Below are 25,736 nucleotides of genomic sequence, written 5' to 3'. Positions count from 1 at the left end.
GATATGACCTCACCAAACACCGCACGCCTGGCAAAACGGGTCAAACTCTCCGATGGGGCGTTGATCACCAAGATGTTGGACATCGCCGAAGGTCTCGACGATGTGATCAAACTGGGCCGGGGCGACCCCGATCTGGACACGCCGGAGCACATCATCAAAGCGGGTCAAGAGGCGCTGGCCAATGGTGCGACGCATTACACCCACCCGCTTGGCATTGCGCCGCTGCGCGAAGCGATTGCCGATAACATCCGGACCTATGGCGGGGCTGATTATGCCGCCGACGAGATCATGATCACGCCCGGCGGGCAGCAGGGGATGTTCATCATCGCCCTGTCACTGCTTGATCCAGGCGATGAGATCATCGTGCCATGCCCGGGCTACAACCCGTATCAGCAAGCCGCTGAGATGTCGGATGCGGTTGTCGTGAAAATCCCGATGACGATGGCCACGAACTTCACGCTGACCGCGGAGATGATCGAGCCGCATATCACCGAGCGGTCGAAAATCCTGGTGCTGATCAATCCGAACAATCCGACCGGCTCCGTGACGCCGCCTGATGAAGTGCGCAAGATTGCGGAACTGGCCAAGAAGCACGATCTGATCGTGATTTCGGACGAAATCTATGCCCGTTTGACCTTCGGCAACAACACTGTGCTGCCCGTCGCGTCCCTGCCGGGAATGCGGGATCGGACGATCACGCTCAGCGGATTTTCGAAAGCTTATGCGATGACCGGCTGGCGGATTGGGTATCTCGCAGGACCCCGCGATCTGATCATGCCGATGTCTGAGGTCAACCACGCCTTCGCCATCTCAACCGCTGCAGTCAGCCAACATGCGGCGCTGGCCGCCATGACCGGCCCGCAAGATTGCGTCGAAGAGATGCGTCAGACCTATGACGCGCGCCGGAGGGCGATTTGCGAGGGGCTTGATGCCATCGGCATGGGCTATGCCGAACCGCAAGGTGCGTTCTACGTCTATGCCAATGTCGCCAGCCTGGGCCTTGGGATCACCGCCGGGGCCTTCTGCGAACGGCTTTTGGCCGAGGGCCGGGTGATGATGTACCCGGGCACGATTTACGGCGACCACACCGACGATTTCGTGCGCATGTCGATGACCCAACCGGTGGATCGCATCAAGATCGCGATGAAACGTATGGCCGATGTGGTCGAAAGCTTCCGCGCCGAGAGCAGCCAACCCGCTTAAAAGCCAATCTGCCTAAAAGAATGAGGACCGACGCATGAATGTGAAATCCGACAATCCGAATATCAAAAGCATCAAACATATGGCCTTTGCCGTGAAAGATGCCGAGCAAGCCCTTGGGGCATATGCGAAATTCCTGCATGTGCCGGCTGAGACGGAAATCACCCATTTCCCCAAATCCGGCAACAAGGTCGCGTTGTTCTACCTCGGTGGGATTGAATACCAGCTTTGCCAGTCGACCGACCCGAATGGCCGGTTTGCCTCTTGGATCAAAGAACGCGGGGCAGAGGGGCTGCACCACATCTGTTACGAGGTCGACAATATCGACGATGCCTTGGCGCATGCGAAATCCCAAGGTGCAGAGTTGCGGATTTGTCAGGCCTGCGGCGTCTATGGCAGCCACGCACATCCCGAAGGCTGGGTGGCGTTTCTCGACAATGATGCTGGCGGGATCGAGATCGAATTCATGCAGGTCTACACCCCCGAACAATTGGCAGCTTACGAAAAATCGGGGGCGGAAGCGGTATGAGCACATCTGCGAACGAAAGCCTGACGGTCGGCACGGCCACGGCAGAACCGGGCCAGATGATCCGCGGGGCGATCCTGGCGGGCGATCTGGCGGGCGGCGTCAAGGTCGAGATCCCGGTTGTCGTGATCAATGGGGCGGCGCCGGGTCCGACCTTCTGGGTCAATGCCGCGATCCATGGCGATGAGCCGGAGGGGCCGCTCGCCTGTATGTTGGCCAGCAAACAGATTGACCCCGCCAAACTGCGCGGCGCGGTGGTGATGGTGCCTTGCGTGAACCCGCTGGCCTTTTCTGCGGCGGAGCGTGGCAATCCGTTGGATACGTTCACCTATGACATGAACCGGATCTATCCCGGTAAGCCGGACGGGTATTTCAGTGACCGGGTGGCGGACGCCCATTGGCAGGCGATGAAAGATGTCGTGGATCTGGAGATTTCGATCCATTCCGGCGGCGCGCATTCCTTCCTCGACAAGGCGATTTTCGTCGATGAGCGCGCCGAAAGCGTCGAACTGGCCAAGGCCATGGGCGCGGGCTGGGGCTGCATCATGTCGAACTTCACCAAATCCGGCAGCCCGATGGCCGCGATGAACAATGCGGGCAAGGTTGGCATCACCGTCGAACTTGGTGGGCGCTCCTATACCTCGCCCGAGCGCTTTCGCTATGTCGGGGCCGAGCTTGCCAAATCGATCCTGAATATCTGCTACCACTACGACATGCTGGATGGGGAGGCGACTTATCCAGACGATGCCACCAAAGGTCAGCAAGAGGCGTTGCTGGCCCCGGCCTCGGGTATCTTCCTGCCCGAAGAGGGCGTCGATTTCCTGACCATGATGAAGAAGGGCGACAAGATCGCCTCCATCGTGAACATCTTCGGGGATGTGGTCGGCGAGTTGCATGCCCCCGCCGATGGGATGTTCTTTGGTTTGCGCGCGCTGCCGAATGTGAACCAGGGCGACTGGTGTTGCTTCTTCAACAAGGTGGAGGGCCCCCGTGACTGAGCGGGGGTCTCTCCCGGCCGAGGTGGCCCCATGACCCGGCCGCGCGATCTGCTGGGTTATGGTGCCAATCCGCCCGATATCCGCTGGCCCAATGGGGCCGGGTTGGCGGTGAACTTCGTTCTGAATGTCGAGGAAGGCTCGGAGTATTCCGTCGGTGACGGTGACGGCCGGTCTGAGGCCGCGCTGAGCGAAGTGCGCGCCAGCCGGGTGCAGGTGGGCGCGCGCGATCTGGCGGCGGAAAGCATGTATGAATATGGCGCGCGTGTTGGCTTCTGGCGCTTGCGCCGGCTGTTCCAATCCCGCGGCCTGCCACTCACAATCTTCGCCAGCGCCCTGGCGCTAGAACGCACACCTGAGATCGCGGCGGCAATTGCGGCGACCGAATGGGATATCTGTGCCCATGGCTGGCGCTGGGTCGAGCATTACCACATGGATGCCGAGACCGAGGCCGACCACATTGCGCGCGCTTACGACAGCCTGACCAATACCCTAGGCCGCGCACCGCGCGGTTGGTACTGCCGATATTCCGCCTCCACCGCCACGCGGGAGTTGATCGTGGCCCATGGCGGCTATGACTACGATAGCGACGCCTATAATGACGATCTGCCCTATTGGACGGAGGTCGCGGGCAAGCCGCATCTGGTCGTGCCCTATTCCATGGTCACCAATGACGCCAAGTTCCTGTCTGGCGACGTGTTTCGGGCCGATGATTATGCCAATTTCCTGATCGACAGTTTCGATGTGCTTCTGGCTGAGGCCGAGGATGTGCCGCGGATGATGTCCATCGGTCTGCATTCCCGCATCATTGGCCATCCGGGCCGTCTGGCCGGGCTGATCCGCTTTATGGATCATATCGCGGACCGAGCCGATATCTGGGTCTGCGGACGTGATCAGATCGCTGATTTCTGGCGTGCGGCGGTGCCGCCGGGGCAAGGCGCATGACCGGCCCGGTCCTGAAATGTCAGCCCCCCGATCCGGTGGCGTTTGCGCCCTATGGCGATCTGGTCCTGCCGCCGGATGAGCCGGGCAAACGGCGGTTCTATAGCGAGGCATTGCATCAGCGGAACGAGACCAGCGCGCCGGTGCTGCATGTGAACAACGTGTTGCCGCAGAGCCTGCCGCTCTCGGTGACACGGATTGAGCGGCACCCCTATGCCGCGCAGTGTTTCTTCCCGCTCGACGTGTCGCGCTATGCGGTGATGGTGATGCCCTCCGATGAGGCGGGCCGCCCATGCCCCGATCAGGCGCTTGCCTTTTTAATGCCGGGCACGATTGGCGTGATCTTCAATCCCGGTGTCTGGCATCTTGGCGCGACGGTGCTGGACCGTCCCGGCCATTTCACGGTGCTGATGTGGCGCGGCGGCCCGCTGCAAGATGACGACTTCCGCACCATCGCGCCGCTGACCCTGATCGCCCCCACCTGACCCATTTGCGGGGCCCGGTCCCGCGTAGAAAGACCATGACGATGACCTCTCGCAAAATCGAACTGTTTGTTCCCGCCATCACCCCCTTCGCCGCCGATCTGTCGGTCGATATCGCGCGCTTCGTGGCCCATGCCAAGGCATTGATCGCGGGCGGGGCGGATGGGCTTGCGCCGTTTGGCACCACGAGCGAGGCCAACTCCTTGTCCGTCGCGGAACGAATGGCGGCGTTGGATGCATTGGTGGAGGCCGGGATTTCGCCCCAGCAATTGATCCCCGGCACCGGGTGCTGCGCCGCCGCCGATACGATCACGCTTTCGGAACATGCGACGCGCCTTGGCTGTCGCGGCGTGCTGATGCTGCCACCCTTCTTCTATAAGGGTGTCAGCGATGCCGGCGTGTTTGACGCTTATGCGCAGGTGATCGAGGCTGTTGGGCCGGATTTGCGGGTCTATCTCTATCACATCCCACAGATGTCCGGTGTGCCGATCACCTTACCGCTGATCGAGCGGTTGATTGACGCGTATGGGGCGCAGATCGCGGGCCTCAAAGACAGTTCCGGCGATTGGGACAACACCGCCGCCGTCATCGCGGCCTTCCCCCAGATCGACACCTATTCGGCGTCGGAATCGCTGATCCCTGAAAACGCTGCTAAGGGCGGCGCGGGCTGCATCAGCGCCAGTTCGAATGTGAACCCGGGCGGGATCCGCGCCTTGATCGACGGGCTGAACGGTCCTGAGCATCATGCGCTCCATCATCAAGTCAGCCAAGTGCGCAAAATCTTCGAAGGGCTGCCTTTGATCCCGGCAATCAAATCCGCCGTCGCACTGCAAAAGGATGACAATCACTACGCCCGGGTGCGCCCGCCTTTCACGGTCACAGGCCTTGAGCATGTTGATGCCGTTGCCGAGGCGGTGAGGGTTGCAAGATGAGCGCGCCATGACGGACGGCCCAATCCTTGTCACTGGCGCAGGCGGGTTTGTCTGCTCCGAGATTGCCTTGGCGCTGGCGCGGGTGGGCCAGGATGTGGTGGCGGTGGATCAGGCTTTCGATGCGGAGACCGCCGCCCGGCTTGCCGGTGTCCGCCGGGTCGAAGGTCCGCTCGAAGAGATACTACCGGAGCTTGCCAACCTGTCTCTCTCGGCTGTCATCCATGGTGCCGCCATCACGGCCTCGCCGGAGCGTTTGCGGATGTCCAAAGCGGCCCATATCCGCCGTAATATGGAACTCCTGACCGGCGCGCTGGATGTGGCGCAGCGGGCCGGGGCCACGCGGTTCCTCTTTCTGAGTTCGATGGGCGTCTTTGAGCCGCAAGATGGGCCGATCCAGGCCGGACGATTTACCGAAGCGACCCAGCCCAGTGCAGCCTGTACCTACGCCGCCGCCAAATCCGCTGGCGAGCTTTTGACCGCCGCCGCAGCGGAGCCCGGCTTCGCCACGCTAAGCCTGCGCCTTGGCAATATCTTCGGCCCGCATGAGGCCGTCCGCGAGACCCGCCAGCATCTTTGTCTGGTGCAACGTATGCTGGCCGAAACGCGGGCCACTGGCGTTATCACGGTGCAGACGCCCGAGGCCAATCGCGAGTGGTCTTGGTTGCCTGATCTGGCCGAAGGTATCGCGGGATTGATGGCTCATTTCCCCGTGTCCGGTCCAACGGTTCTGCATGCTGGCACACCTCCCGCCGAGACCGATATGGCCGTCGCCCGCGCCATTGCCGACCGGCTGCGGGGCACGCTGATCCGCCTAGCGCCGCCGCCGCACCCGCCGATCCGGCCGCCGATGGGCAGCGATCATCCGAGTGTCTTCCAAACGATTGATTGGACCGGCATGGATCATGCTCTGGATCAGCTTATCCCGGCAGAGGTGACCTCATGACCCCCCTTCGCCTGATCGTTGTTGGCCTTGGCGCGCGGGCACGGACTTGGCTGCAAGTGGTGGGTGACAATCCCGATATCGAGATCGTCGCCTTCTGTGACCCTGATCCAAACGCGCGCAGCCGTGCCGCTGATCAATTTCCCGATTTGCCAATCGGTGAGGCCCTGGACGATGTCATCGGCACCGAGGCCGATGCGGTTCTGCTCTGCACGCCTCCGTCCGGGCGGGAGGCACAGATCGCGGCGTGTTGTAGCTATGGGCTGGCGATCCTTGCGGAAAAGCCGCTCTCGGATGATGTGGCCACGGCGGCGCGCTTCGTGGAGATGGCCGAGGCGGCCAGCGTTCCGCTCATTGTTGGTCTCAACTTCCGCTATCTCGGCGTGACCCAGGCGATGCGGCGTCTTTTGACCGAACGGGCCATCGGCAAACCGGAGTTTGGCCGCTTCATCTATGAGCGTTGGCGCGACGGGACGCAGGACTGGCTGAACTCCTACCCGCTGACCATGGATCACCCGATGCTTTGGGAGCAGTCGATCCATCATTTCGACTTGATGCGCTACGTTTATGGCACGGAGCCTGCGTCTATTCAGGCGCATACGTTCAATCCAAGCTGGACGATGTATCAGGGCGACACGAATGTCTCGGCCCTGATCGCGTTCGAGAACGGGATGACCGTCAACTACCAGGGCACCTGGCAGTCGGGCCACGAGCCGATGAACTTCAACTGGCGAACCGATGGCTCCGAGGGCATCGTCGTGCAACGCGAGATGTTCGGAGATTTGGCATTCGCGCGCCGGATGGAACCCGATCTCACCCCCATCCCGCTGCCAGATCATAAGCCCTGGATCAGCGATGCAACCGCACTTCTGGCCTCTTTCGTGGCGACCTGCCGGGGCACCGCGCCGCCCGAATGTACCGGGCGTGATCACCTGCAATCCCTCTTCATGCTGCAAGCCTGCATTTTGGCCTCAGACCGCCGTGCCGCGGTTGAGATCGAGGAGGTTCGGACCGATGCAACGGCCCGGGCCTGAACGAACCAGAGAAGCTCGGGAAACCGGGCCCAAGATGACTTCAATGACGGCCTACTCCATCAAAAGAAGGATGTAAGACGTGAAAAGTATGACAAAGTTTTTGGCTGCCGCCCTGGTTTCTGGCGCACCCTCTGCCGTCTTGGCCCAACCATCCGAAGATACCCTTGTCGTCGGCCTCAGCGCGGATGCCAGTACCTTTGAGCCGGCTGAGATCCGATCCTTGGATAACTCCAACATCGCGCGCCATATCTTCACGGCGCTCACCAGCATTGGCGATAATGGAGAAATCCTGCCGCGTCTCGCGACCGACTGGAACACCAGCGCGGACGGGACGCGGTTGGAATTCACATTGCCCGAGGGCCGCGTTTGCGAGGATGGCGAACCGCTCACCGCCGAAGATGTCGCCTATTCCTGGAACCGCGCCGCTGACCCAGAAAACGCCTTTGCGGGCAACACGCCTGGATTTGTCTATACCTCGATGCAATTCGCCGGCGCCGAGGTGGTGGATGATTTGACCGTTGCGATCAATGTCCGCTCCCGCACCGGCATGGCATTGGGCTTTAGCTCGCAGGTCTTCATCCATTGCAAAGACAGCTATGAGGCGATGACCGAGGATCAGATCGCGCGCGCGCCGGTGTCTTCGGGGGAATACCGGCTGGTGGATTGGAACATCGGCTCCAATCTCACGCTTGAGAAATGGCAGGGGGAAGGCAATTTCGATCGGATAGAGTTCCGCATCATCCCCGAGGCGTCGACCCGCATTGCCGAGCTTCTGACCGGCAATGTGGATATCATCACAAATGTCTCGCCCGATCAGATGGATGTGGTGAATGCCAGCGGCGTGGCGGATGTCCAAGTCGTCCAGGGGCTGCGCCGGATGTATATCGGGTTCAACCAGTCCGACCAGTTCGACGGAGTCGCCGGGGAGGCTGTTCGGAACGCTGACGTGCGCCGTGCGCTGCAATACGCGGTGAATGTCCCAGCGATCTGCTCGCAATTGCTGAATTTCGAGTGCGAACGAGCGACTGGCCTTGTGAACCCGCCGAACGACAACCCGAACCTTGAGCCATATCCCTATGACCCGGCGACCGCTGAACGTTTGCTGGACGAGGCGGGCTATCCGCGCGGCGACGACGGGGTGCGCTTCGACATCACGCTGCAAGCGCCACGCGGTCGGTATCTGAACGACGCCAATGTCGCCCTCGCCGTGGGCAGCTTCCTGACCGAGGTTGGTGTCAGGACCGAGGTCGAGCTTCTGGAATGGTCGTCGGTCTATGTCCCGCTGATCCGCGGGCATGATGCCGGGCCGCTGTTCTTTCTGGGCTCAGGTGGCGCGCTTTGGAGCCCGCTTTACGACATGGCGGCCTTGGCCACTGTGGAAAGCGGGCCGAACTACACCGACTGGGCTGATCCGCGATGGTTCGACCGGTGGGTGGATATCGCCAGCGCAACCACCCCCGAAGAGGAACGTGAGGTGATCAACGAGATGCTTCAGGTCTTCTACGACGACGGGCCCTGGCTGCACATGTACTTCCAACCCGATTTCTACGGCGTGAGCCGACGGATCGAGTGGCAGGCCCGGCGGGATGAACACGTCAATCTATGGAACGCCCGCCTGGCGGAGTGACCCAAATTCCGGGCGGATGTGACCTCTTCGCATCCGCCCGACAGCACAAAGGAGACATCATGTTAAACGTCGGCATCATCGGGGCCAGCTTCGCCCGCGACGCGTATTTGCCCGCATTTGCTCATATTGAGGGGGCCAAGGTCGTGGCGCTGGCCTCGGGCCGTCTGGAAAGTGCAAAGGCGGCGGCCGCGCCGCATGGGATCACGGTGGTCTATGATGATTGGGAAAAGATGCTGGCCGAGCATGCGCTCGATCTGGTCTGCATCGCGACGCCCACGGTGATGCATGCGCCGATGGTCCTGGCCGCGATTGCGCGGGGGGCGCATGTTCTGTGCGAAAAACCAACCGCGATGAATGCAGGCGAGGCGCGCGCGATGCTGGATGCGGCGCGAGATGCCAATCGGCTGCACATGATCGACCATGAGCTGCGCTTCAACCCGACGCGGGCGCGGATCGCCGCGTTGATCCATGGTGGCGATCTTGGCGAGATCCGACATGTGAACATCACCAATATCGGCGCGTCCTGGGCCGATCCGGCCTCGCGCCCCAAGGGCGATTGGTGGTCGGACGCGGCGATGGGCGGCGGGCGTTTGGGCGCCAATGGCTCGCATCAGGTTGACATGCTGCGCTGGTGGCTTGGGGAACCCGCCTCGGTCATCGGGCAGGCCCTGACCATGGTGCCGAACCGGCTTTGCAAAAACACAGGCGAGCCGTGGACGGCGACGTCCGATGACCTGTCGCATTTCACGCTTGAGATGCAATCGGGCGCGCTGGCCCAGGTCTTCATGAGCGGGGTTGCGGCGGCGAATATGGGCAATGAAACGCAAGTGTTTGGGTCAAAAGGCACGATCACCTTGTCCAACAGCGACGAGAAGCTCTACTTCGCGAAGGCAGGTGAAAGTTTCAATGATATCAGTGTGGAAGACCCCAATGCCACGCTTGAGGGGTTGAACAAAGGCATCTGGAATGTCTCTGTTTTGGCGGCTTTGCAGGAGCTAACCGCAGCCATCATCGAGGAGCGCGGGTTGAAACGGGGTGCAAGCTTCGTCGATGGGCTGCGCAATCAGATGGTCCTGGATGCGGTCGTCGCCTCAACGGTGAGCCGCAAATGGGAAGATCTCAACATGTCCGGGGCGGTGTGATGCCCGCGCTCTCGGATCAACGGGTGCTTATCACCGGGGCGGGGCAGGGGCTTGGCGCCGCCATCGCCCGGGTCTTCGCGGACCATGGCGCCGATCTGGTGCTGATGGATGTGGATGCGGCGGGGTTGCAGGCGGTCCAGGATCAGATCGGTGGCGGGGCGCTGGCCCTGACGGTCGATCTGGCGGATGCAGAGGCCACGGCCAGGGCCATCGCGGCGATCCCCGGCCCGGTCGATACGCTGATCCACAATGCGGCGATCCTGCGACCGGAACCGCTGCAACAGGTGAGCCTTTCCACCTTCACGGCGACCATGAATGTCGGTATCCAAGCGGCGTTTCAGCTCAGCCAGGCGGTTTGGCCGGGCATGAAAGCCAAAGGCGGCGGCGCGTTGATTTTCGTGTCGTCCCAATCCGGCATCAAAGGCTTTGTTGACGAGACCGCCTATTGCGCGGCGAAACACGCGCTGGAGGGGTTCTCGAAATGCCTGGCAATGGAGGGGGAGGCCGATGGCATCCTGTCCTGCACCATCACGCCGGGCAAAGCGATGCATACCCCGATGTCGGAGCGCAACTACCCGCCTGAACTGAAAGCCGAATGGATCGATCCCGCACGCCTTGCGCCGGCCTTCGTGCAGATCGCCACCACCCGCGACCGCGCGTTGAGCGGGCAGCGCCTGAACGCGTGGGACATGTCAGAGCCGGAGGTCAACTGATGCAAGATATCTATGACTATATCGACGCGCATGCCGATGAATTTGTGAAGGATTTACAGGCCTTTGTGCAGCAACCCTCGATCTCGGCCCAAGATATCGGCCTACGGGAATGTGCCGCGCTGATCCGCGATATGATGCATCGCGACGGGCTGCCGGCAGAGTTTCATGAGTTGGAAGACGGCCCCCCGGTTGTCTACGGCGAAATCCCGTCGAAATCCCGCAAGACGCTGCTCTGTTATTCCCATTACGACGTCCAACCGCCCGAACCGATCGAGGCCTGGACCCATGGCGGCCCGTGGTCCGGTGCGGTGGTGGATGGCGTGCTGTATGGGCGCGGCGCGACCGACAATAAATCCGGGGTTTTGGCCTTCAACAAGGCGGCAAAGGCGTTCCTTGCGGTGCGCGGCGAAGTCCCTGTTGGCCTGAAACTGCTGATCGAGGGGGAGGAGGAGATCGGTTCGCCCAATCTTGGGCCCTGGGCGCAGAAAAACGCTGAGATGTTGGAGGCCGATGGGATGCACTGCCTCGACGGGTCGCTTGAGATTGGGGTCGAGGTGCCGGATGTCTCGCTTGGCCTGAAATCGGTGCTGTTTGTCGAGCTGATCGCGCGCGGCCCGAGGACGGATGTGCACTCGCTGAACGCGCCTTTGGTGCCGAACCCGGTTTGGGATTTGGTGCATGCCCTGGCCACCATCATGGATCGGGAGAAAAACATCCTCATCCCGGATTGGGCCGAGGGCATTTATGTGCCCAATGACGAGGATATGGGCTATCTGAAGGACAAAGCGGCGCGGATCGACTTTGACATGCTCAAAGAGGAGATGGGGGTGGATGCCTTCGCGCTTGGGCGCGATGGGGTCGACGCATTGAAGGCGCGTACCTATGAGCCGACCGCCAATATCCAAGGCATTACCGGCGGCTACACCGGCAAGGGCACCAAAACGATTGTGCCGTCAGAGGCGCGTGTGCGGATGGATTTCCGACTGATCCCCAATATCTCCCCCGCCAAAGCCATCGTGAAACTGCGTGATCATCTCAAGGCGCAGGGCTTTGACAATATCGAGGTCAAGGGCGAGGCGCGCACCGAAGACCCCTATAAAATCTCCGCCCGTGAAGACATCTCCGTCTCGATCATCGCGGCGGCGAACGAGGTCTATGGCGAACCGCCGATCGTCAATGGCGTCTCGGCCGAAGGGGCGATCCTGAAACATGTCTGGATTCCATGCGTGCTGACCGGATTTGCCAACCCGGGCTGCAACCTTCATGCGCCCGACGAAAACATCCATGTCGATAAATACATCCAAGGCATCAAATACGCTGCTGCCATCATGGACCATTTTGGCCGCAGCTAAGCGGTTCACTTAAAAGGAAAACCCGATGCCGAAAGTCGATATCGCCTTTGACACCTACTACACCTATCAGCAGATGACGGCGCATCTGCACGCGCTTGCCGAGGCATATCCGCATCTCTGCACGCTGACCTCCATCGCTAAGAGCTTTCGGGGCCGCGATGTCTGGTTCCTGACGATCACCAACCCCGAAACGGGTCCGGCATTGGAGAAACCGGGTTTCTACATCGACGCCCAGATCCATGCCGAGGAGCATGCCACATCCGCCACCGCGCTCTACGCGTGTTGGTATCTGCTGACCAATTACGGCACCGATGAAGAGGTCACCCGCCTCGTGGACGGGCAGGTCTTTTACATCATTCCGCGCATCAATCCCGACGGGGCCGAATACGCGCTGACCGCGCCTTATCACCCCTGGTGCGGCAATGGTCGGTTCTTGCCGGGTGAAGACCGGATCGAAGGTTTGATCCCACAGGATATCAATGGCGACGGCTACATCGTGCAGATGCGGGTGCCCGACACCAAGGGCGAGTGGAAGAAGGACGCCGAAAACCCCGATATCATGGTGCAGCGCGAACCGGGCGAGGAGGGCGGCGAATATTACCGTCTCTACCCGGAGGGCATGATCCGCAATTACGACGGCGTGCATGTCCATATCGAGATGCAGCAAGACGGGAATATGAACCGCAACTTCCCGACCAACTGGACCCCGCAGGAATATGGCGCAGGCGACTATCCGTTCTCCGAGCCCGAGGCGGCTGGGATGCGGGACGTGATCCTGGGCCATCCCAACATCACCGGAATGTGCGCTTATCACACCCATGGCGGGATTATCCTGCGCCCCTCGATGTTGCGGATGGATAGCGAGATGAGCGCGCCGGACCTGTCGCTCTACAAAGCGCTTGGCGACGTCGGGGAACGGCTCACCGGCTACCCGACGATCTCTGTCTATGAGGATTTCACGCCGGATAAGACCAAGGCGCGCCACGGGTCACTGACCGATTGGACCTATGAAGAGATGGGGATCATCTCCTTCGCGACCGAGCTTTGGGATCTGGAGCGCACGGCGGGTGTGCCGAAGGACGGGTATTACAACTTGGGTCCGCGCGATGCAGCCACGCAACGGCTGGTCCACAATTGGGTCGTCGAGAATGTGGGCGATCATGGTTTCCGCGACTGGGAAGCCTTTGATCACCCGCAGCTTGGCCCGGTGGAGGTCGGCGGCATGGTCTATATCTGGAGCTACCGGAATCCGCCCGGCAATATGCTGGAAGAGATTTGCCATAAGAACGTGATGTTCAATCTCAAACATGCCGCCGCCGCGCCCCGAGTTGCGATCGACAGTCTAGAAGTCGAGGCCCTTGGCGCGGGCTTGCACAAGGTCACGGCCGTGGTGTCGAACCACGGTTATCTGCCGACAAACCTGTCGGATGTCGCCGTGCAGAACGGCGTCGCCAAGCCGGTGACGCTGACATTGGAGTGCGAGGGGGCCGAGTTGATCATGAACCCTGGCGATGTGAAACTTGGCAATCTCGCGGGCCGGAATGAACGCCGCTATGCTTACTCCAATTGGGGCCAGCAATGGTCGCCAGTGACGAAAAAGGTCGAGTGGCTGGTGAAATCGCATGAGCCAGAAGGGTCGATCACTGTCACGGCCCGGTCCGAAAAGGGCGGTACTCATCGTCGCAGCACAGGGCTCGGAGAGGTCTAGCCCCCGGACGCCGGTGCGCTCCACGGCCATCTAGGGTGCACCGGCGTCCTGACGCTCCTCTGAGTCCGTCATACTTATCCGAGCACCGAGCCGCGCTGAGACGGCTGGACGCTCAGGGTCGCAGCGGTCAGGTACCTGTTTTAGCGTCGGTTTTCTCTGTTTTTCCGTCCCGTTGGCGAAATGGTTCAGTGGGTTATGCCTCTCCCCACAGCCTTGGCCTCTCGGCTCGCAAGACGGTGCGATGATCTGAGTCGACCCCAGGCAATCGCTCCTCCACCAAAGCTCAGCGTCCCCTCCGGCGGCGCCCGTCGGAGGTTTTCCGCCGATGCCCAAGTGATTGCAAACTATGATAGTGTATGATGCAACGGTTTCAGCGATGCTTTGAAATCGGGCCGCGACAGAAATTTCTGGACTGCCCAGATCGCGCCCTTCGCCAACACATGGGAGATAAACATGACCAGATTAAGCGCTCTATTTACATCCACAATCCTGGCTTGCGCGATCAGCGTACCGGCAGCAGCCCAAAACACCCATCCCGTAACTGGCGAGCCGCTGGCCGAAGATCAGACGTTCCAGTACCGTCTGCTGGATCAGTTTCCCTCCATCGATCCGCAGTTGATTGAAGAGACCGCTGGCGGCCATGTGGCCCGGCAGATCTTCGAGGGTCTTTTGACCCAGAATGCCGATGGCACCCTGCGCCCGGGCGTGGCCGAAGAATGGTCCTCGGAAGACAACCAGACCTGGGTCTTCACACTCCGTGAGGATGCGCGCTGGTCAAATGGCGAGCCGGTTACGGCGCAGGATTTCGTCTTTGCTTGGCAACGCGCGGCCGACCCGGCGACAGCCTCGGAATACGCCTGGTATGTAGAGCTGAGCCAGATTCGTAATGCCGCTGCCGCGATAGCGGGCGAGGTCGGCCCAGAAGAGCTGGGCGTGCGCGCCATTGACGATCGCACACTTGAGGTGACGCTGAGCCAGCCGCTGCCGTATTTCCCACAGATGACCGTCCATTACACCTTCATGCCGACCCATCAGGCGACTGTTGAGGCCCATGGTGCCGATTGGACCCGGCCCGAAAACATCGTCTCCAACGGCGCCTATGTGCTGGACGAGATCGCGGTCAATGAGTTCTTCCGCCTGGTCCCGAACACGGAATACTGGGGTGCCGAAGATGTGATCATCACCGAGGTCACCGGCCTTGTGATTAATGATGCCAACCAAGCCCTGACCCGATTCCAGGCCGGTGAGTTTGACATGATGGATGACCTGCCCGCGGGCAGCTATCCGCGGCTTGAAGCCGATATGCCGGATGTGGCCCATTCGGTGCCGCGGCTCTGCTCCTATTACTACACGGTGAACCAGTCCGAGAGCGGCCATGAGGCGTTGCAGGACCCCCGTGTGCGCACCGCTCTCAGCTATGCGATCAACCGCAATGTGATCACCGATCAGGTGCTGCAAGCGGGCCAAGCCCCAGCCTTTAGCTTCACCCATTGGGCGACGGCGGGCTTCGAGCTGCCTGAGATCGACTATGCGACCTGGACCCAGGAAGAGCGCATGGCGCGCGCGATGGAGTTGATGGAAGAGGCGGGATATGGCCCTGACAACCCGATTGAGCTGAACCTGATCTACAACACGTCCGAGAACCACCGCCAAATCGCGACTGTGGTCAGCCAGATGTGGCGACCTTTGGGTGTGACCACCGTGCTCAACAATTTCGAGTGGCAGTCCTATCTCGAAATCCGCGGCAATCAGAACTTTGACGTGGCGCGGTCGGCTTGGTGTGGCGATTATAATGAGGCGTCGACCTTCCTTGACCTTCTGACGTCGAACAACGCCAACAATGACGGCAAATATGCCAATGACGAGGTCGACCGGTTGATGGCGGAGAGCGTTGCGCTGGCCGATCCGCAGCCGATCTACACGCAGGTCGAGCAGATCTTGGCGGAGGATATGGCGATCCTGCCGATCTACCACTACACGCAGAACTTCGTTTTGGACCCGTCGATCCGGAACTGGGCGATGCAAAACACGGAAAACAACTGGTACGTCCGTGACATTTATCGCGTCGCTGCAGAGTGACCTTGCGTCGGGGCGGGTGACTTCACCCGCCCCTGTGCTACATCGCTCCGATGATTGCTTTCATAATAAAACGTCTCCTGGTCGCGATCCCGGTCCTGCTGATCCTGATCATTGGTACATTCGTGTTGATGTACACCGCCCCCGGCAGCCCGTTTGCCAGCGAGCGCGGTGTGCCGCCAGCGGTGCTGGCCAATCTTGAGGCGCAATACGGGCTGGATCAGCCGTTTTTCGTGCAGATCTGGCGCTATGTCGTTGGAATCGTGACCCAGTTCGATTTCGGGCCTTCCTTCATCTATCGCGATCAGGATGTGAATGACCTGATCGGCCAAGGCTTCCCTGTGACGCTGACCTATGGGTTCTGGAGCTTTGTTGTTGCGGTGCTGGTCGGGGGTACGCTTGGGATTCTTGCAGCCGTGCGTCACAACACCTGGCTCGACTATCTTGCCGTCGGCGTTTCGATCGGCGCGCAGGTTTTGCCGAATTTCGTTCTGGCCCCGATCTTGGTGCTGGTTTTCACGCTCTGGCTGGGTTGGTTGCCTGGCGGCGGCTGGCAAGGCGGGCAGTGGCAGTTCATCATCCTGCCGGTGATCGCGCTGTCGACCAGTTTCATGGCCTCGATCGCCCGCATCTCGCGCGCCTCGATGTTGGAGGTGCTCACCTCGAACTTCATCCGCACCGCCCGAGCCAAGGGCCTGCCGATGCGCCGCGTGATCTTCCGCCATGCGCTGAAACCCGCGCTTTTGCCGGTGATCTCTTATCTCGGCCCCGCCTTTGTGGGCATGATCACCGGCTCTGTGGTGATCGATATCTACTTTTCCACCGGCGGGATCGGGCAGTTCTTCGTCGCCTCCGCGCTCAACCGCGACTACGGCGTGATGATGGGCATCACCGTTCTGCTTGGCGCGCTCACCATCTTCTTCAACCTGTTGGTCGATATCCTCTATGCCTGGATCGACCCGAAAATCCGGTATTAAGCCCATGCTCGCGACCAAAGCCATCGCGGATGATCTGGCGGCTGCTGCCCCCATCAAGGGCCGGTCTCTTTGGGCCGATGCGCGTGCCCGTTTCTTCCGCAACCGCGCGGCTGTGGCCGGGCTCGTCGTTCTGGTGCTCGTGACGGCCTTCGCCCTGATCGGCCCGTTCATCGCGCCTTGGAATTATGAGGATATCGATTGGAATGTGCTGGGCAATGTGGCCGAGGCCGGGCGGCCCTCGCTCGAAACCGGCCATTGGTTCGGGACAGACGCGCTTGGCCGGGATCTCTTCGCCCGGACGGTGCAAGGCACGCAAGTCTCGCTCATGGTCGGGATTGTCGGTGCGCTGATCTCTGTTATCGTCGGCACGCTTTATGGCGCGATCGCGGGCTATTATGGCGGGCGGCTCGACAACATCATGATGCGGATCGTCGATGTGCTGATGTCGATCCCGTATATGTTTGTTTTGATCCTGCTGTTGGTGGTGTTTGGCCGCTCCATGCTGATGCTTTTCATCGGGATCGGGCTGATCAGTTGGCTCGACATGGCGCGGATCGCACGGGGTCAGACGCTCACCCTGCGCGGCAAGGAATTCGTCGAAGCCGCCGTGGCCACAGGCGTCGCGCCGTTTCGGATCATCCTGCGCCACATCATCCCAAATCTGCTTGGCGTCGTGATCGTTTACGCAACGCTGCTTGTCCCCTCGATGATCATCTATGAAAGCTTCATCAGCTTCCTGGGCCTGGGCGTGCAAGAGCCGCTGACCAGTTGGGGCGCGCTGATCAATGATGGTGCGGCTGAGATGAACAATGGCACGCTCTGGATGCTGTTGGCACCGCTTTTCTTTTTCGTCGTCACACTATTTGGCTTCTTCTTCGTGGGCGATGGCCTGCGTGATGCGCTCGACCCGAAGGATCGGTAATTCATGGCTTTGTTAGATGTCACCGATCTGAGTGTCAGCTTCGATACGCCGGATGGAAAGGTCCATGCGGTCAATGGGATGAACCTGTCGCTGAATGCTGGGGATAGCTTGGCGATTGTCGGCGAAAGCGGCTCCGGGAAGACGCAGCTTGCCTTCGCCATCCTCGGGCTGTTGGCCAAGAACGGTCATGCCAAAGGTTCGGTACGGTTTCAGGACCAAGAAATCCTCAACTTGCCCGAAGCGAAGATAAACAAGATCCGCGCCAATGAGATCGCGATGATCTTTCAGGACCCGATGACCTCTCTCAACCCCTATATGCGGGTCGGCGACCAGATGGCCGAGGTGCTGATGCTGCACAAGGGCACGTCGAAGCGCACGGCGTTGGATGAAAGCGCCAAGATGCTGGACGCGGTGCGCATCCCCGATGCCCGCTCGCGGCTTCGGATGTATCCGCATGAATTCTCCGGCGGCATGCGGCAGCGGATCATGGCAGCCATGGCGCTGCTTTGCCGTCCGAAACTGCTGATCGCTGACGAGCCGACCACCGCGCTTGATGTGACGGTTCAGAACCAGATCATGGAGCTGATGGCCGACATTCAACGCGATTTCGGCACGGCGCTGATCCTGATCACCCATGATCTGGCAATTGTCGCAGGGGCCTGTGCCGAAACGCTGGTGATGTATGGCGGGCAGGTGATGGAGATTGGGACGACCGATGATGTGTTTGAAGCACCGTCGCATCCCTACACACTTGGCCTTTTGAACGCGGTGCCGCGCCTTGATATCCCGCAAGCCTCGCTGCAAACCATCCCGGGCGATCCGCCCGATCTGACGGCCCTGCCGCCCGGATGCCCGTTTAGCCCGCGCTGCCCGGCGCGCCATGAACCCTGCGCGTTGTCAATGCCGCCCCTCGAAGGGTTCGGCGATGGCCGGTTCCGCGCCTGTCACGCGGCACGGGAGGATATCGCATGAGTGAGCCGCTTCTCGCCGTCAATGATGTCAGTGTCACCTTCAATGTGATGCGACATGGTGCCTGGCCTTGGACGCCTCCGGCCAAACTGCAAGCGGTGAAGGAAGCGTCCATTACGCTTGAGCCGGGCAAGACCCTTGGCCTGGTGGGTGAAAGCGGGTCGGGCAAATCCACGCTGGCCCGCGCGATTGTCGGCACTGTGCCGGTCAGCGCGGGGCAAGTTCTATGGCGTGGTGAAGACATCATGGCGATGAGTCCGGCCAAGCGACGCGCCCATGGGCGTCATGTGCAGATGGTGTTTCAAGACCCGCTGGCCGCCTTGAACCCGCGCATGACCGTCGGCCAGGTGGTCGCTGAACCCTTGGTCACCCATTACCCCGATCTGTCCAAGACTGAGGTGCGCGACAAGGTCGGCGCGATGATGGAGCGCGTCGGCCTCTTGCCCGCGCTGATCAACCGCTACCCGCATGAGTTCTCCGGCGGTCAGTGCCAGCGGATCGGGATCGCCCGGGCGCTGATCACCGAGCCGGAGTTGGTGGTCTGTGACGAGCCGGTCAGTGCGCTTGATGTCTCGGTGCAGGCGCAGGTGGTGAACTTGTTGCAGGATTTGCAGCGGGAAATGGACCTCTCGCTTCTGTTCATTGCCCATGACTTGAGCGTTGTGCGTCATATCTCGCACCGCATCGCGGTGATGTATCTGGGCCGGATCGTCGAGGCCGCGAGCGCGGCGGATCTGATCGCAAATCCGTGCCATCCCTATACCAAGGCGCTGATCGCGTCTGTCCCGATCCCGTCGCCCAAGGCCGAACGGGCACGTCATCGCCCGGTTTTGGAGGGTGAACTGCCATCACCGCTCGCGCCGCCCTCTGGCTGCGTGTTCCGCACCCGCTGCCCGATTGCGCGGCCTGCCTGCGCGGCAGAGATACCGACGGTTGCGGATATCGGGGATAACCACATCGTTGCCTGCCCGTATCATGCCGAGGCGGGGGATCCGGCGGCACAGCAAGACCTCGAAAACACACCGATGTGAAAAGCTTTGGCATGGGCGGGCAGGGACGTTTGCCCGCTTTCCTAAGCGAGGGAGGCGTCCGTTGTTCTGCGGGTCAGCCAGATCGTCAAAACCGCGCCGACCCACATGAAAAACACCGCGATGAGTGCGGTGATCGACAAGACCGCGCCGCCCGATACGCCCGCGCCCACGGCGCAACCCCCGGCCAGCATCGCCCCGAACCCCATCATGACGGCTCCGAAGAGGTAGCGCTCCATCGGCGCGTCGGGGCCGAACCGTTCGATCGAAAACTCCCGGTTCAGAACCGAGGCGGCGAACGATCCTGCGAACACACCGGGCACCAGGCCCAATCCGAAGGAGAGCGGCAGATTGCGCTCGGCGACCAAGGCCATCAATGTGTCGGTCGAGGGGCCGGTAAAGGTGACACTTGAGACCGGCACGATTTCAAAGGACGTGGCTGCTATGGAGGCTGTCAGGCCCCAGCCCATGGCCACCGCCCCGCCCACAAAGACACCTGCGAGGATCATGCCAGCGGACAAAGCGCGGCGCCGGGCCAAAACGAAAGCCCCCAGAAGGGCGAGACCGGTTATGAGAGCCGTCAGCGTCGGGCCAATGCCAAACGGGGCCAGCAAATGCCGCGCGGTGCCGCCATCGATGGTCCAGAGACCGGCGATGTTCTCTCGCGCTGGCGCCAACACACCGCGATAAGAGGCCTGGGCCACCAATGTCACCACTAGGCCGGTGACCAGCGCCCGCAGATTACCGGTTGCCGACAGAACGAGCAGGCGACTGGCGCAGCCGCGCGCGAAGATCATGCCTGCCCCGAACAGCAGCCCGCCGATCATGGCGCCCGACAGCGATCCCGTTCCGGCAAGTTGCCGCGTGCTGGAGACATCGAACACGCCCGAACCGACACCGGCTTGCGTCAGCGTCAGCGCGGTGAAGAACACAATCAACCAGATCGCCATGCGCGGACCGAAGCGGCCGCCCGCGACCTCAACCGTGGCGGCCCGCAAGCAGAACCGGGATCGTTGCGCGGCCCAACCAAAGATCACGCCCGTCGCGGCGCCGGCGAGCGCCAGCATGCGCGGCTCTCCCAATGTGATGAGCAGATCTTCAAGCATGATCACGCCTCCGTCCCGTCAGTGTGCCGGAGCTTAGCCGGTTGGCGCATGCGCCACGTTGACCAAGGTCAATACCGACGCCTGGTCGGGGTAGGGGACATGTTTCGGTCGCTGCCCTGCCAAAACGGTGAAGGGAAACGGCACCACCGGGGGGCGGTCGGCCTCCTATTCGTTGAGCGCTTCGAGGATGATCGCATCCAGCAAGGCTTCGACCTCTTGCATCGGACCGTCAGGATAGGCCCGGTGACCGATCATGACCTCTCCATCCATCTCGGCCACGAAGATGCCATAGGGACAGTGGGCAAGGTTCATCGGGTCAGCCTCCATCACCCGGCGCGATACGGCCGCCGAACAAAATACGAAGATGTCGGCCTGTTCGAAGATCACCACATCCGAACCGACATCGGCCGCCGTGCGGTTCAGCATGTCACCAACATGGCTGGTGTAATCGATCACCAAGCCGCGGTTCACGATCGCGTTTTCGACGGCGAAGGTCGCATCGTCGAAACTGCCATCATAGTCGAAGGTGATCGCCTGATCCGCCGCAGCCATCTGGCCCGTGATCAGTAGGGCCGCCATAAATGCGAGTGCTTTCTTCATAAGATCTCCTCCGGTTCAGGGACTTGGGCGGTCGAAGTTCAACCCGACCGCCCGCTTTGGGTTATCCAAACATGTCGGACGTGATCGCGGCATACCAATCCAGGCTTTCGCGATAGGTCTCCGCGCGCACCTCTGCGGTTTCGCCGACCTGGCTGACAAAGCCGCCGGTGGAGACAATGCCCTCGTCCGATGCCTCATAGGTCGCGCCGACCTTGATGCCGTCATCGGTGTCGATCAGCGACCAACAGGTGTTGGAGAAGCGCGGCGGGAAGGCCCGGCCATCACTTAGCGCCGCCACGATGGCATTGGCACAGACCTTGGCCTGGCTGTTGGCCGAGAAGCCCGATTTCGGCATCGCGCCTTGGGCCGCACTATCTCCGAGCACATGGATCTCGGGGTCCGCCCGGCTGGACAGATCATAGGCCGAAACGGGTGCCCAGTTGCCCTCGGTGATGTCGGCGGCAAAGGCGATGCTGCCCGCGCGTTGTGCCGGGATGACGTTGCAGACATCCACATTCTCAACCGCGCCATCGATCGACAAGGTCATGGCCTCGGCGTCGACTTCCACCACGTCGCCACCAAAATCCGGCCCGATCCGGGTGATCATACCGGGATAGTGGCGTTCCCATCCGTCTTCGAACAACCCCTGTTTGGAGAAGCCCTCTTTCGGGTCGGCGATCAGGATTTTGGCCGTTGGATTGGTTTGTTTGAGCATATGCGCCACCATCGAAATCCGCTCATACGGCCCGGGCGGGCAGCGGAACGGGTTGGGCGGCGCGACCATGGCATAGGTGCCGCCTTCGGGCATCGCTTCCACCTGGGCGCGCAAAAGCTGCGTCTGGCTGCCAGCCTTATAGGCGTGCGGCATGGCGTTCTGCGTCGCGAGCGACCAGCCGGGCACGCTATCTTCAACGAAGTCGATCCCGGGGCTGAGCACCAAGCGGTCATAGGGCACCGCGCCGCCGCCGGCCAAACGCACGGTCTTGGCATCGCGATCCACCGCGACGGCCCAGTCATGAACCACGTTCACACCATAGGTGGCGGCCAGATTGCCGTAGGAATGGCCAAGACTGTCATAGTCTCGGAAGCCGCCCAGATAGAGATTTGAGAAGAAGCAACTGTAATAGGCCCGCGTCGGTTCGATCAGTGTGACGTCGATGGCGCCCTGGCTATCATTCGCGATGTAGCGCGCGGCGGTGGCCCCGCCTGCGCCGCCGCCAACCACGACCACGCGTGGACGGCCTTGCGCGCTGATCACCATCGGTGTGGCAAGCGACGCCGTGACGGCGGCAGCCGAGCCCAGGAATATGCGTCTGTTGAATGTCATTGTCTTCCTCCCCTTTGCCCCGAAGGGCCGTTTCGTTCCGGTTAAATTGGACACCGGTCGGTCCGCGAAATCCCCCTCACTCTGTGGTTTCGAAATAGGCGGCGAGCGCGGCGATCTCCTCATCGCCAAGGCGCGCCGACAATGTGTTCATGACTTGATGCTCGCGGGTGCCATTGCGGTAGGCGACGATCCCGGCAATGAAGACCGAGGGCGCCATACCGGCGATCGACGGGATGTCTTCGCCACCCGTTGCGCGGTGGCAAGCCGTACATTCCGATGACAGATAGGCGCCATAAGCGACATCGCCCGTGATCTCCAAAATCGCGGCGATCTCAGGGTCGATGGCGGCGGGTTCGGCACCATTCTGAGACTCCGATGTGCCACTTTCGGCGCGCAGATAGCCGATCAGAGCGGCGCGATCTTCCGGTGATCGGATGCCGCGAAACACCATGCTGGTTTGGCGAAACGTATCGCGGGGACCGGCGAGAAACCGGTCCAGCAGTTCTTCGGACCAGATCACGCCACGGTCGCGTGCCGCAATCAGATCGTCGGAGTAGTCATACCCCTCAGCGCCGCCGATAGGCCGCCCAAAAAGGCCGTTCAGATGCGGGCCGACGCGGTGAACGGCCCCCTCACCAATCATGTGACACGCCCCGCAAGGCCGAAACAGCACCTCCCCCTCGGTCCGATCCGCCGCCTGCCCTGGCAGGGCCAAGACAGCAACGGCGAATGCGCCAGAGAGGAACGCGCGGGCCAACATGGTGCTATTCGCCTCCGTTGGCGCGGATATAGGCGATCACTGCGGCGATCTCCTCCTCCGAGCGCAGGCCTTGGAAGGCCATCCGGTTGCCACGCAGGAACCCGCGCGGATCGGTCAAATAAGCGGCGAGGGTTTCATCATCCCAGATCAGCCCGTCTTCGCCCGCCCCGCTCATTGCCGGGGAATAGCGGAACCCCTCGCGCGTGCCTGCGGTGGCCATATAGATACCGTTTAGCAGCGGGCCGGTGCGATTAACCGCGCCTTCGCCGATCTGATGACAGGTGGAGCAGCGGCGGTAGACGGCCTCACCCGCCGCGACCAATTCAGGGTCGGGGCCAGCGGCTTCGGGCATCGCCTCTTCTTCGACGACCGCGGCCTCTTCCGCGACGACCTCCTCACCTTCGGTCTCCGGCGTCACGTCCAAAACTGCGGCGCGCATGGTGATTTCCACCGGATCGCTGCAATCGGTCATGCAGGGCTCTTGGCTGAAGAGCGGCAATTCCACCTCGGCCCGGTTGTCGAGGAAAAATCCATCCTCATTGCGCAGCGCGATCTCGGCGAAGTTCTCGTTGGAGAGGACAAAATCATCCTCCACGACCTCGTTGAGATAGAGCAGATAGGCGAGGATCGCATAAACCTCGTCATCCTCCAGCGATTGCGCCGCGCCATAGGGCATCGCGCGGTGGATGTAGTCCCAAGCCGTTGAAAGATAAGGCCAATAGGAGCCCATGGTTTTCACCGGGTCCTCGCCATCCAGGCTACCGAAGCCCCCCGACAGAACCGGCCAACGGCCCACGGCTTCGCCAAAGTCACCATGGCAGGCCGAGCAATAGTCGACATAGGCCTCTTCACCGGTCCAAACATCGCCTTCGCCCACGGGCAGGCCCGCGCCATCCGGGCGAATGTCGATATCCCAGGCCGCGATCTCTTCGGGAAGCGCCGTGCGCCCGAGGCCATAGCCGCCATCGCGCGATGGGGCCGGGTTTTCCTGCGCCAGAGCGACCAAGGAGAACCCCATCACCAGGGCAGAGGCCGAAAGCAAAATCTTCTTCATGGCTTAGCCAACCTCCACATTTTCGGCTTGGCCCGTTTCGTCGATGGCCCAGGTTTGGATACTGTTGTTGTGATAGATCGAGTTCTCGCCTCGGATCTCGCGGAGCTGATCCTTCGTCGGCTGCACATATCCAGTGGAGTCATGCGCCCGGCTTTGCAACAGAAGCGGCCGCCCGTCCCAATCGAATTCGTAATAGAAGCGGTGCATCGACTTATCGAGGCTTGGCCCCGACATCCGTGCCTGCACCCAATTCGCGCCGCCATCCAGCGACACGTCGACCCGTGGGATCGTGCCGCGGCCAGACCAGGCAACGCCGGTGATCACGGTCGGCCCAGGGCCATGGGTGATCGGGGCTTGCGGGGAGGGGTTCGTGATGACCGACTTGGCGTCCATCTCCCAGGTGAAACGGCGCGCCTGGCCGTCTTCCAGAAGGTCGGTGTATTTCGATGTTTCTTCCCGGTGATGCCAGGGCTCATCGCCCACCTCGATCCGGCGGAGCCATTTGACCCACATATTGCCTTCCCAACCAGGCACGACGAGGCGGATCGGATAGCCTTGTTCCGGGCGCAGCCGCTCCCCGTTCATCGCGAAGGCGACCAGGCAATCATCCATCGCCTTTTCCAGCGGAACCGAGCGGGTCATCGCGGCGGCATCGGCACCTTCGGTAAGGACCCAAGCCGCGTTTGTGCGCAGGCCGGCCTCTTCGAGGAGCAGCCGCAGCGGCACGCCAGTATAGACCACATTGTGGATCATGCCATGGGTGAACTGGCAGCCATTGAGCTGCGCACCGCGCCATTCCATGCCGGTATTGGCGGCGCATTCCAGGAAATAGGTCCGGTTTTCGCGCGGGAACCGCAGGAGGTCTTCCATCGTGAAGACCAGCGGATTGTCCACCAGCCCGTTGATCATCAGGCGGTGCATGCCAGGGTCAATCTCGGCCACGCCGCCATGGTGGCGCTCAAAACAGAGGCCGTTGGGGGTGATGATGCCTTCGAGCTCATGCAGCGGCGTGAAGTTGACCGAACTCACCGCATCCGCCGTCAACCAGGGCACATTGCGGCGCACCACATGCGCCTCAAAGGGGGAGGGCATACCGTAAGGCGCGGCATCCACACCGGGGCCCAGATATTGCTGCCAAGGCTGCAACTCGGTGATCAACGGGTCCGGGCTTGCGGCCTGTGCATGCACCAGTTTGCCACTGGCCAGTACGCCGCCAGCCACGGCCGCCCCGCCGAGAAATTTCCTGCGGGAGGAAGAGAAGTTCGGATCATTGGCCATGCCTGGTCCTTTCGTCTGTTCGGTCATCCGTGTCATGCGCGTCAGG

General features: G+C 61.4%; 24 protein-coding genes. 18 read left to right on the top strand and 6 right to left on the bottom strand.

All coding sequences use genetic code 11. The features are described from left to right. Nucleotides 1-3 precede the first annotated feature (3 nt). The 18 genes from GTF44_RS12165 (at nt 4) to GTF44_RS12080 (ending at nt 19,568) form a co-directional block, all read left to right on the top strand. Complete coding sequence (locus GTF44_RS12165) at nt 4-1,203, top strand: pyridoxal phosphate-dependent aminotransferase (protein ID WP_171558790.1); 1,200 nt, start codon at nt 4-6, stop codon at nt 1,201-1,203. 34 nt (nt 1,204-1,237) lie between these two features. After that, nucleotides 1,238-1,729, top strand: coding sequence for a VOC family protein (locus GTF44_RS12160; RefSeq protein ID WP_171558792.1), 492 nt, complete (start codon nt 1,238-1,240; stop codon nt 1,727-1,729). Beyond that, on the top strand, nt 1,726-2,724 hold the full coding sequence (locus GTF44_RS12155) for a succinylglutamate desuccinylase/aspartoacylase family protein (protein ID WP_171558794.1): 999 nt from the start codon (nt 1,726-1,728) through the stop codon (nt 2,722-2,724). The genes GTF44_RS12160 and GTF44_RS12155 overlap by 4 nt, the downstream gene beginning before the upstream one ends. 30 nt (nt 2,725-2,754) lie before the next feature. Continuing rightward, nucleotides 2,755-3,666: a polysaccharide deacetylase family protein gene (locus GTF44_RS12150; RefSeq protein ID WP_171558795.1), complete on the top strand. Its 912-nt coding sequence runs from the start codon at nt 2,755-2,757 to the stop codon at nt 3,664-3,666. Next, nucleotides 3,663-4,148 carry an ureidoglycolate lyase gene (locus GTF44_RS12145; RefSeq protein WP_171558797.1) on the top strand — a complete coding sequence of 162 codons (486 nt, stop codon included), beginning with the start codon at nt 3,663-3,665 and terminating at the stop codon, nt 4,146-4,148. Before GTF44_RS12150 ends, GTF44_RS12145 begins: the two co-directional genes overlap by 4 nt. 41 nt (nt 4,149-4,189) lie before the next feature. Further along, a complete protein-coding gene (locus tag GTF44_RS12140) occupies nt 4,190-5,077 on the top strand; it encodes a dihydrodipicolinate synthase family protein (RefSeq protein ID WP_171558798.1) in 888 nt (295 codons plus the stop codon). A gap of 7 nt (nt 5,078-5,084) precedes the next feature. Continuing rightward, nucleotides 5,085-6,020, top strand: a complete 936-nt coding sequence (locus tag GTF44_RS12135) for an NAD(P)-dependent oxidoreductase (RefSeq protein ID WP_171558800.1) — start codon at nt 5,085-5,087, stop codon at nt 6,018-6,020. Then, nucleotides 6,017-7,051, top strand: coding sequence for a Gfo/Idh/MocA family protein (locus tag GTF44_RS12130; protein WP_171558802.1), 1,035 nt, complete (start codon nt 6,017-6,019; stop codon nt 7,049-7,051). Before GTF44_RS12135 ends, GTF44_RS12130 begins: the two co-directional genes overlap by 4 nt. An 88-nt stretch (nt 7,052-7,139) precedes the next feature. After that, a complete protein-coding gene (locus GTF44_RS12125; protein WP_171558803.1) occupies nt 7,140-8,678 on the top strand; it encodes an ABC transporter substrate-binding protein in 1,539 nt (512 codons plus the stop codon). 59 nt (nt 8,679-8,737) lie between these two features. Beyond that, entirely contained in the window at nt 8,738-9,820 is a 1,083-nt protein-coding gene (locus GTF44_RS12120; protein WP_171558805.1) for a Gfo/Idh/MocA family protein, read from the top strand. After that, the gene (locus tag GTF44_RS12115; RefSeq protein ID WP_253261196.1) at nt 9,787-10,533 is read left to right on the top strand and encodes an SDR family NAD(P)-dependent oxidoreductase; all 747 of its coding nucleotides are present in this window, start codon (nt 9,787-9,789) and stop codon (nt 10,531-10,533) included. Before GTF44_RS12120 ends, GTF44_RS12115 begins: the two co-directional genes overlap by 34 nt. Further along, nucleotides 10,533-11,885: a M20/M25/M40 family metallo-hydrolase gene (locus GTF44_RS12110; protein ID WP_171558806.1), complete on the top strand. Its 1,353-nt coding sequence runs from the start codon at nt 10,533-10,535 to the stop codon at nt 11,883-11,885. The genes GTF44_RS12115 and GTF44_RS12110 overlap by 1 nt, the downstream gene beginning before the upstream one ends. Before the next feature lie 25 nt (nt 11,886-11,910). After that, nucleotides 11,911-13,593, top strand: a complete 1,683-nt coding sequence (locus GTF44_RS12105; protein WP_171558808.1) for a M14 family metallopeptidase — start codon at nt 11,911-11,913, stop codon at nt 13,591-13,593. Nucleotides 13,594-14,046: 453 nt separating this feature from the next. Then, nucleotides 14,047-15,672 (top strand): peptide ABC transporter substrate-binding protein, encoded by a 1,626-nt coding sequence (locus GTF44_RS12100; RefSeq protein WP_171558810.1) that lies wholly within the window; start codon nt 14,047-14,049, stop codon nt 15,670-15,672. A 50-nt stretch (nt 15,673-15,722) separates the two neighbouring features. Further along, complete coding sequence (gene oppB / locus GTF44_RS12095) at nt 15,723-16,646, top strand: oligopeptide ABC transporter permease OppB (protein WP_145207987.1); 924 nt, start codon at nt 15,723-15,725, stop codon at nt 16,644-16,646. A gap of 4 nt (nt 16,647-16,650) precedes the next feature. Further along, nucleotides 16,651-17,568 (top strand): ABC transporter permease subunit, encoded by a 918-nt coding sequence (locus GTF44_RS12090; RefSeq protein WP_171558812.1) that lies wholly within the window; start codon nt 16,651-16,653, stop codon nt 17,566-17,568. Nucleotides 17,569-17,571: 3 nt separating this feature from the next. Beyond that, on the top strand, nt 17,572-18,540 hold the full coding sequence (locus GTF44_RS12085) for an oligopeptide/dipeptide ABC transporter ATP-binding protein (protein WP_171558813.1): 969 nt from the start codon (nt 17,572-17,574) through the stop codon (nt 18,538-18,540). Further along, nucleotides 18,537-19,568 (top strand): oligopeptide/dipeptide ABC transporter ATP-binding protein, encoded by a 1,032-nt coding sequence (locus GTF44_RS12080; protein WP_171558815.1) that lies wholly within the window; start codon nt 18,537-18,539, stop codon nt 19,566-19,568. The genes GTF44_RS12085 and GTF44_RS12080 overlap by 4 nt, the downstream gene beginning before the upstream one ends. Before the next feature lie 41 nt (nt 19,569-19,609). Here the strand turns inward: GTF44_RS12080 and GTF44_RS12075 are convergent, their stop codons facing one another. The 6 genes from GTF44_RS12075 to soxC all read right to left on the bottom strand — a co-directional run bounded on the left by GTF44_RS12075 (nt 19,610) and on the right by soxC (nt 25,690). Next, nucleotides 19,610-20,671, bottom strand: coding sequence for a YeeE/YedE family protein (locus GTF44_RS12075; RefSeq protein WP_171558817.1), 1,062 nt, complete (start codon nt 20,669-20,671; stop codon nt 19,610-19,612). A gap of 165 nt (nt 20,672-20,836) precedes the next feature. Beyond that, on the bottom strand, nt 20,837-21,271 hold the full coding sequence (locus GTF44_RS12070) for a DUF302 domain-containing protein (protein ID WP_145207996.1): 435 nt from the start codon (nt 21,269-21,271) through the stop codon (nt 20,837-20,839). Nucleotides 21,272-21,332: 61 nt separating this feature from the next. Beyond that, nucleotides 21,333-22,598, bottom strand: coding sequence for an NAD(P)/FAD-dependent oxidoreductase (locus GTF44_RS12065; protein WP_171558818.1), 1,266 nt, complete (start codon nt 22,596-22,598; stop codon nt 21,333-21,335). Between the two features lie 76 nt (nt 22,599-22,674). Continuing rightward, the gene (locus tag GTF44_RS12060; RefSeq protein ID WP_171558820.1) at nt 22,675-23,358 is read right to left on the bottom strand and encodes a c-type cytochrome; all 684 of its coding nucleotides are present in this window, start codon (nt 23,356-23,358) and stop codon (nt 22,675-22,677) included. Between the two features lie 4 nt (nt 23,359-23,362). Next, entirely contained in the window at nt 23,363-24,412 is a 1,050-nt protein-coding gene (locus GTF44_RS12055) for a c-type cytochrome (RefSeq protein ID WP_253261197.1), read from the bottom strand. A 3-nt stretch (nt 24,413-24,415) separates the two neighbouring features. Continuing rightward, nucleotides 24,416-25,690: a sulfite dehydrogenase gene (soxC, locus tag GTF44_RS12050; RefSeq protein ID WP_171559833.1), complete on the bottom strand. Its 1,275-nt coding sequence runs from the start codon at nt 25,688-25,690 to the stop codon at nt 24,416-24,418. Nucleotides 25,691-25,736 lie beyond the last annotated feature (46 nt).

Origin of the sequence: Roseobacter sp. HKCCD6576-2, from assembly GCF_013179285.1 — a bacterium.
Classification (GTDB): Bacteria; Pseudomonadota; Alphaproteobacteria; order Rhodobacterales; family Rhodobacteraceae; genus Rhodophyticola; species Rhodophyticola oceani.
The sequence above is the reverse complement of the archived record's forward strand: the minus strand, read 5'-3'. Positions and strand labels throughout refer to the sequence as shown.

What these genes read in the sequence shown, in the direction of transcription:
- GTF44_RS12080 (WP_171558815.1), top strand. Translation starts at nt 18,537, where the DNA reads ATGAGTGAGCCGCTTCTCGCCGTCAATGATGTCAGTGTCACCTTCAAT.
- GTF44_RS12065 (WP_171558818.1), bottom strand. Translation starts at nt 22,598, where the DNA reads ATGACATTCAACAGACGCATATTCCTGGGCTCGGCTGCCGCCGTCACG.
- GTF44_RS12100 (WP_171558810.1), top strand. Translation starts at nt 14,047, where the DNA reads ATGACCAGATTAAGCGCTCTATTTACATCCACAATCCTGGCTTGCGCG.
- GTF44_RS12125 (WP_171558803.1), top strand. Translation starts at nt 7,140, where the DNA reads ATGACAAAGTTTTTGGCTGCCGCCCTGGTTTCTGGCGCACCCTCTGCC.
- GTF44_RS12070 (WP_145207996.1), bottom strand. Translation starts at nt 21,271, where the DNA reads ATGAAGAAAGCACTCGCATTTATGGCGGCCCTACTGATCACGGGCCAG.
- GTF44_RS12165 (WP_171558790.1), top strand. Translation starts at nt 4, where the DNA reads ATGACCTCACCAAACACCGCACGCCTGGCAAAACGGGTCAAACTCTCC.
- GTF44_RS12120 (WP_171558805.1), top strand. Translation starts at nt 8,738, where the DNA reads ATGTTAAACGTCGGCATCATCGGGGCCAGCTTCGCCCGCGACGCGTAT.
- GTF44_RS12140 (WP_171558798.1), top strand. Translation starts at nt 4,190, where the DNA reads ATGACCTCTCGCAAAATCGAACTGTTTGTTCCCGCCATCACCCCCTTC.
- soxC (WP_171559833.1), bottom strand. Translation starts at nt 25,690, where the DNA reads ATGGCCAATGATCCGAACTTCTCTTCCTCCCGCAGGAAATTTCTCGGC.
- GTF44_RS12150 (WP_171558795.1), top strand. Translation starts at nt 2,755, where the DNA reads ATGACCCGGCCGCGCGATCTGCTGGGTTATGGTGCCAATCCGCCCGAT.
- GTF44_RS12155 (WP_171558794.1), top strand. Translation starts at nt 1,726, where the DNA reads ATGAGCACATCTGCGAACGAAAGCCTGACGGTCGGCACGGCCACGGCA.
- oppB (WP_145207987.1), top strand. Translation starts at nt 15,723, where the DNA reads ATGATTGCTTTCATAATAAAACGTCTCCTGGTCGCGATCCCGGTCCTG.
- GTF44_RS12145 (WP_171558797.1), top strand. Translation starts at nt 3,663, where the DNA reads ATGACCGGCCCGGTCCTGAAATGTCAGCCCCCCGATCCGGTGGCGTTT.
- GTF44_RS12130 (WP_171558802.1), top strand. Translation starts at nt 6,017, where the DNA reads ATGACCCCCCTTCGCCTGATCGTTGTTGGCCTTGGCGCGCGGGCACGG.
- GTF44_RS12135 (WP_171558800.1), top strand. Translation starts at nt 5,085, where the DNA reads ATGACGGACGGCCCAATCCTTGTCACTGGCGCAGGCGGGTTTGTCTGC.
- GTF44_RS12160 (WP_171558792.1), top strand. Translation starts at nt 1,238, where the DNA reads ATGAATGTGAAATCCGACAATCCGAATATCAAAAGCATCAAACATATG.
- GTF44_RS12110 (WP_171558806.1), top strand. Translation starts at nt 10,533, where the DNA reads ATGCAAGATATCTATGACTATATCGACGCGCATGCCGATGAATTTGTG.
- GTF44_RS12060 (WP_171558820.1), bottom strand. Translation starts at nt 23,358, where the DNA reads ATGTTGGCCCGCGCGTTCCTCTCTGGCGCATTCGCCGTTGCTGTCTTG.
- GTF44_RS12115 (WP_253261196.1), top strand. Translation starts at nt 9,787, where the DNA reads ATGGGAAGATCTCAACATGTCCGGGGCGGTGTGATGCCCGCGCTCTCG.
- GTF44_RS12055 (WP_253261197.1), bottom strand. Translation starts at nt 24,412, where the DNA reads ATGAAGAAGATTTTGCTTTCGGCCTCTGCCCTGGTGATGGGGTTCTCC.
- GTF44_RS12105 (WP_171558808.1), top strand. Translation starts at nt 11,911, where the DNA reads ATGCCGAAAGTCGATATCGCCTTTGACACCTACTACACCTATCAGCAG.
- GTF44_RS12090 (WP_171558812.1), top strand. Translation starts at nt 16,651, where the DNA reads ATGCTCGCGACCAAAGCCATCGCGGATGATCTGGCGGCTGCTGCCCCC.
- GTF44_RS12085 (WP_171558813.1), top strand. Translation starts at nt 17,572, where the DNA reads ATGGCTTTGTTAGATGTCACCGATCTGAGTGTCAGCTTCGATACGCCG.
- GTF44_RS12075 (WP_171558817.1), bottom strand. Translation starts at nt 20,671, where the DNA reads ATGCTTGAAGATCTGCTCATCACATTGGGAGAGCCGCGCATGCTGGCG.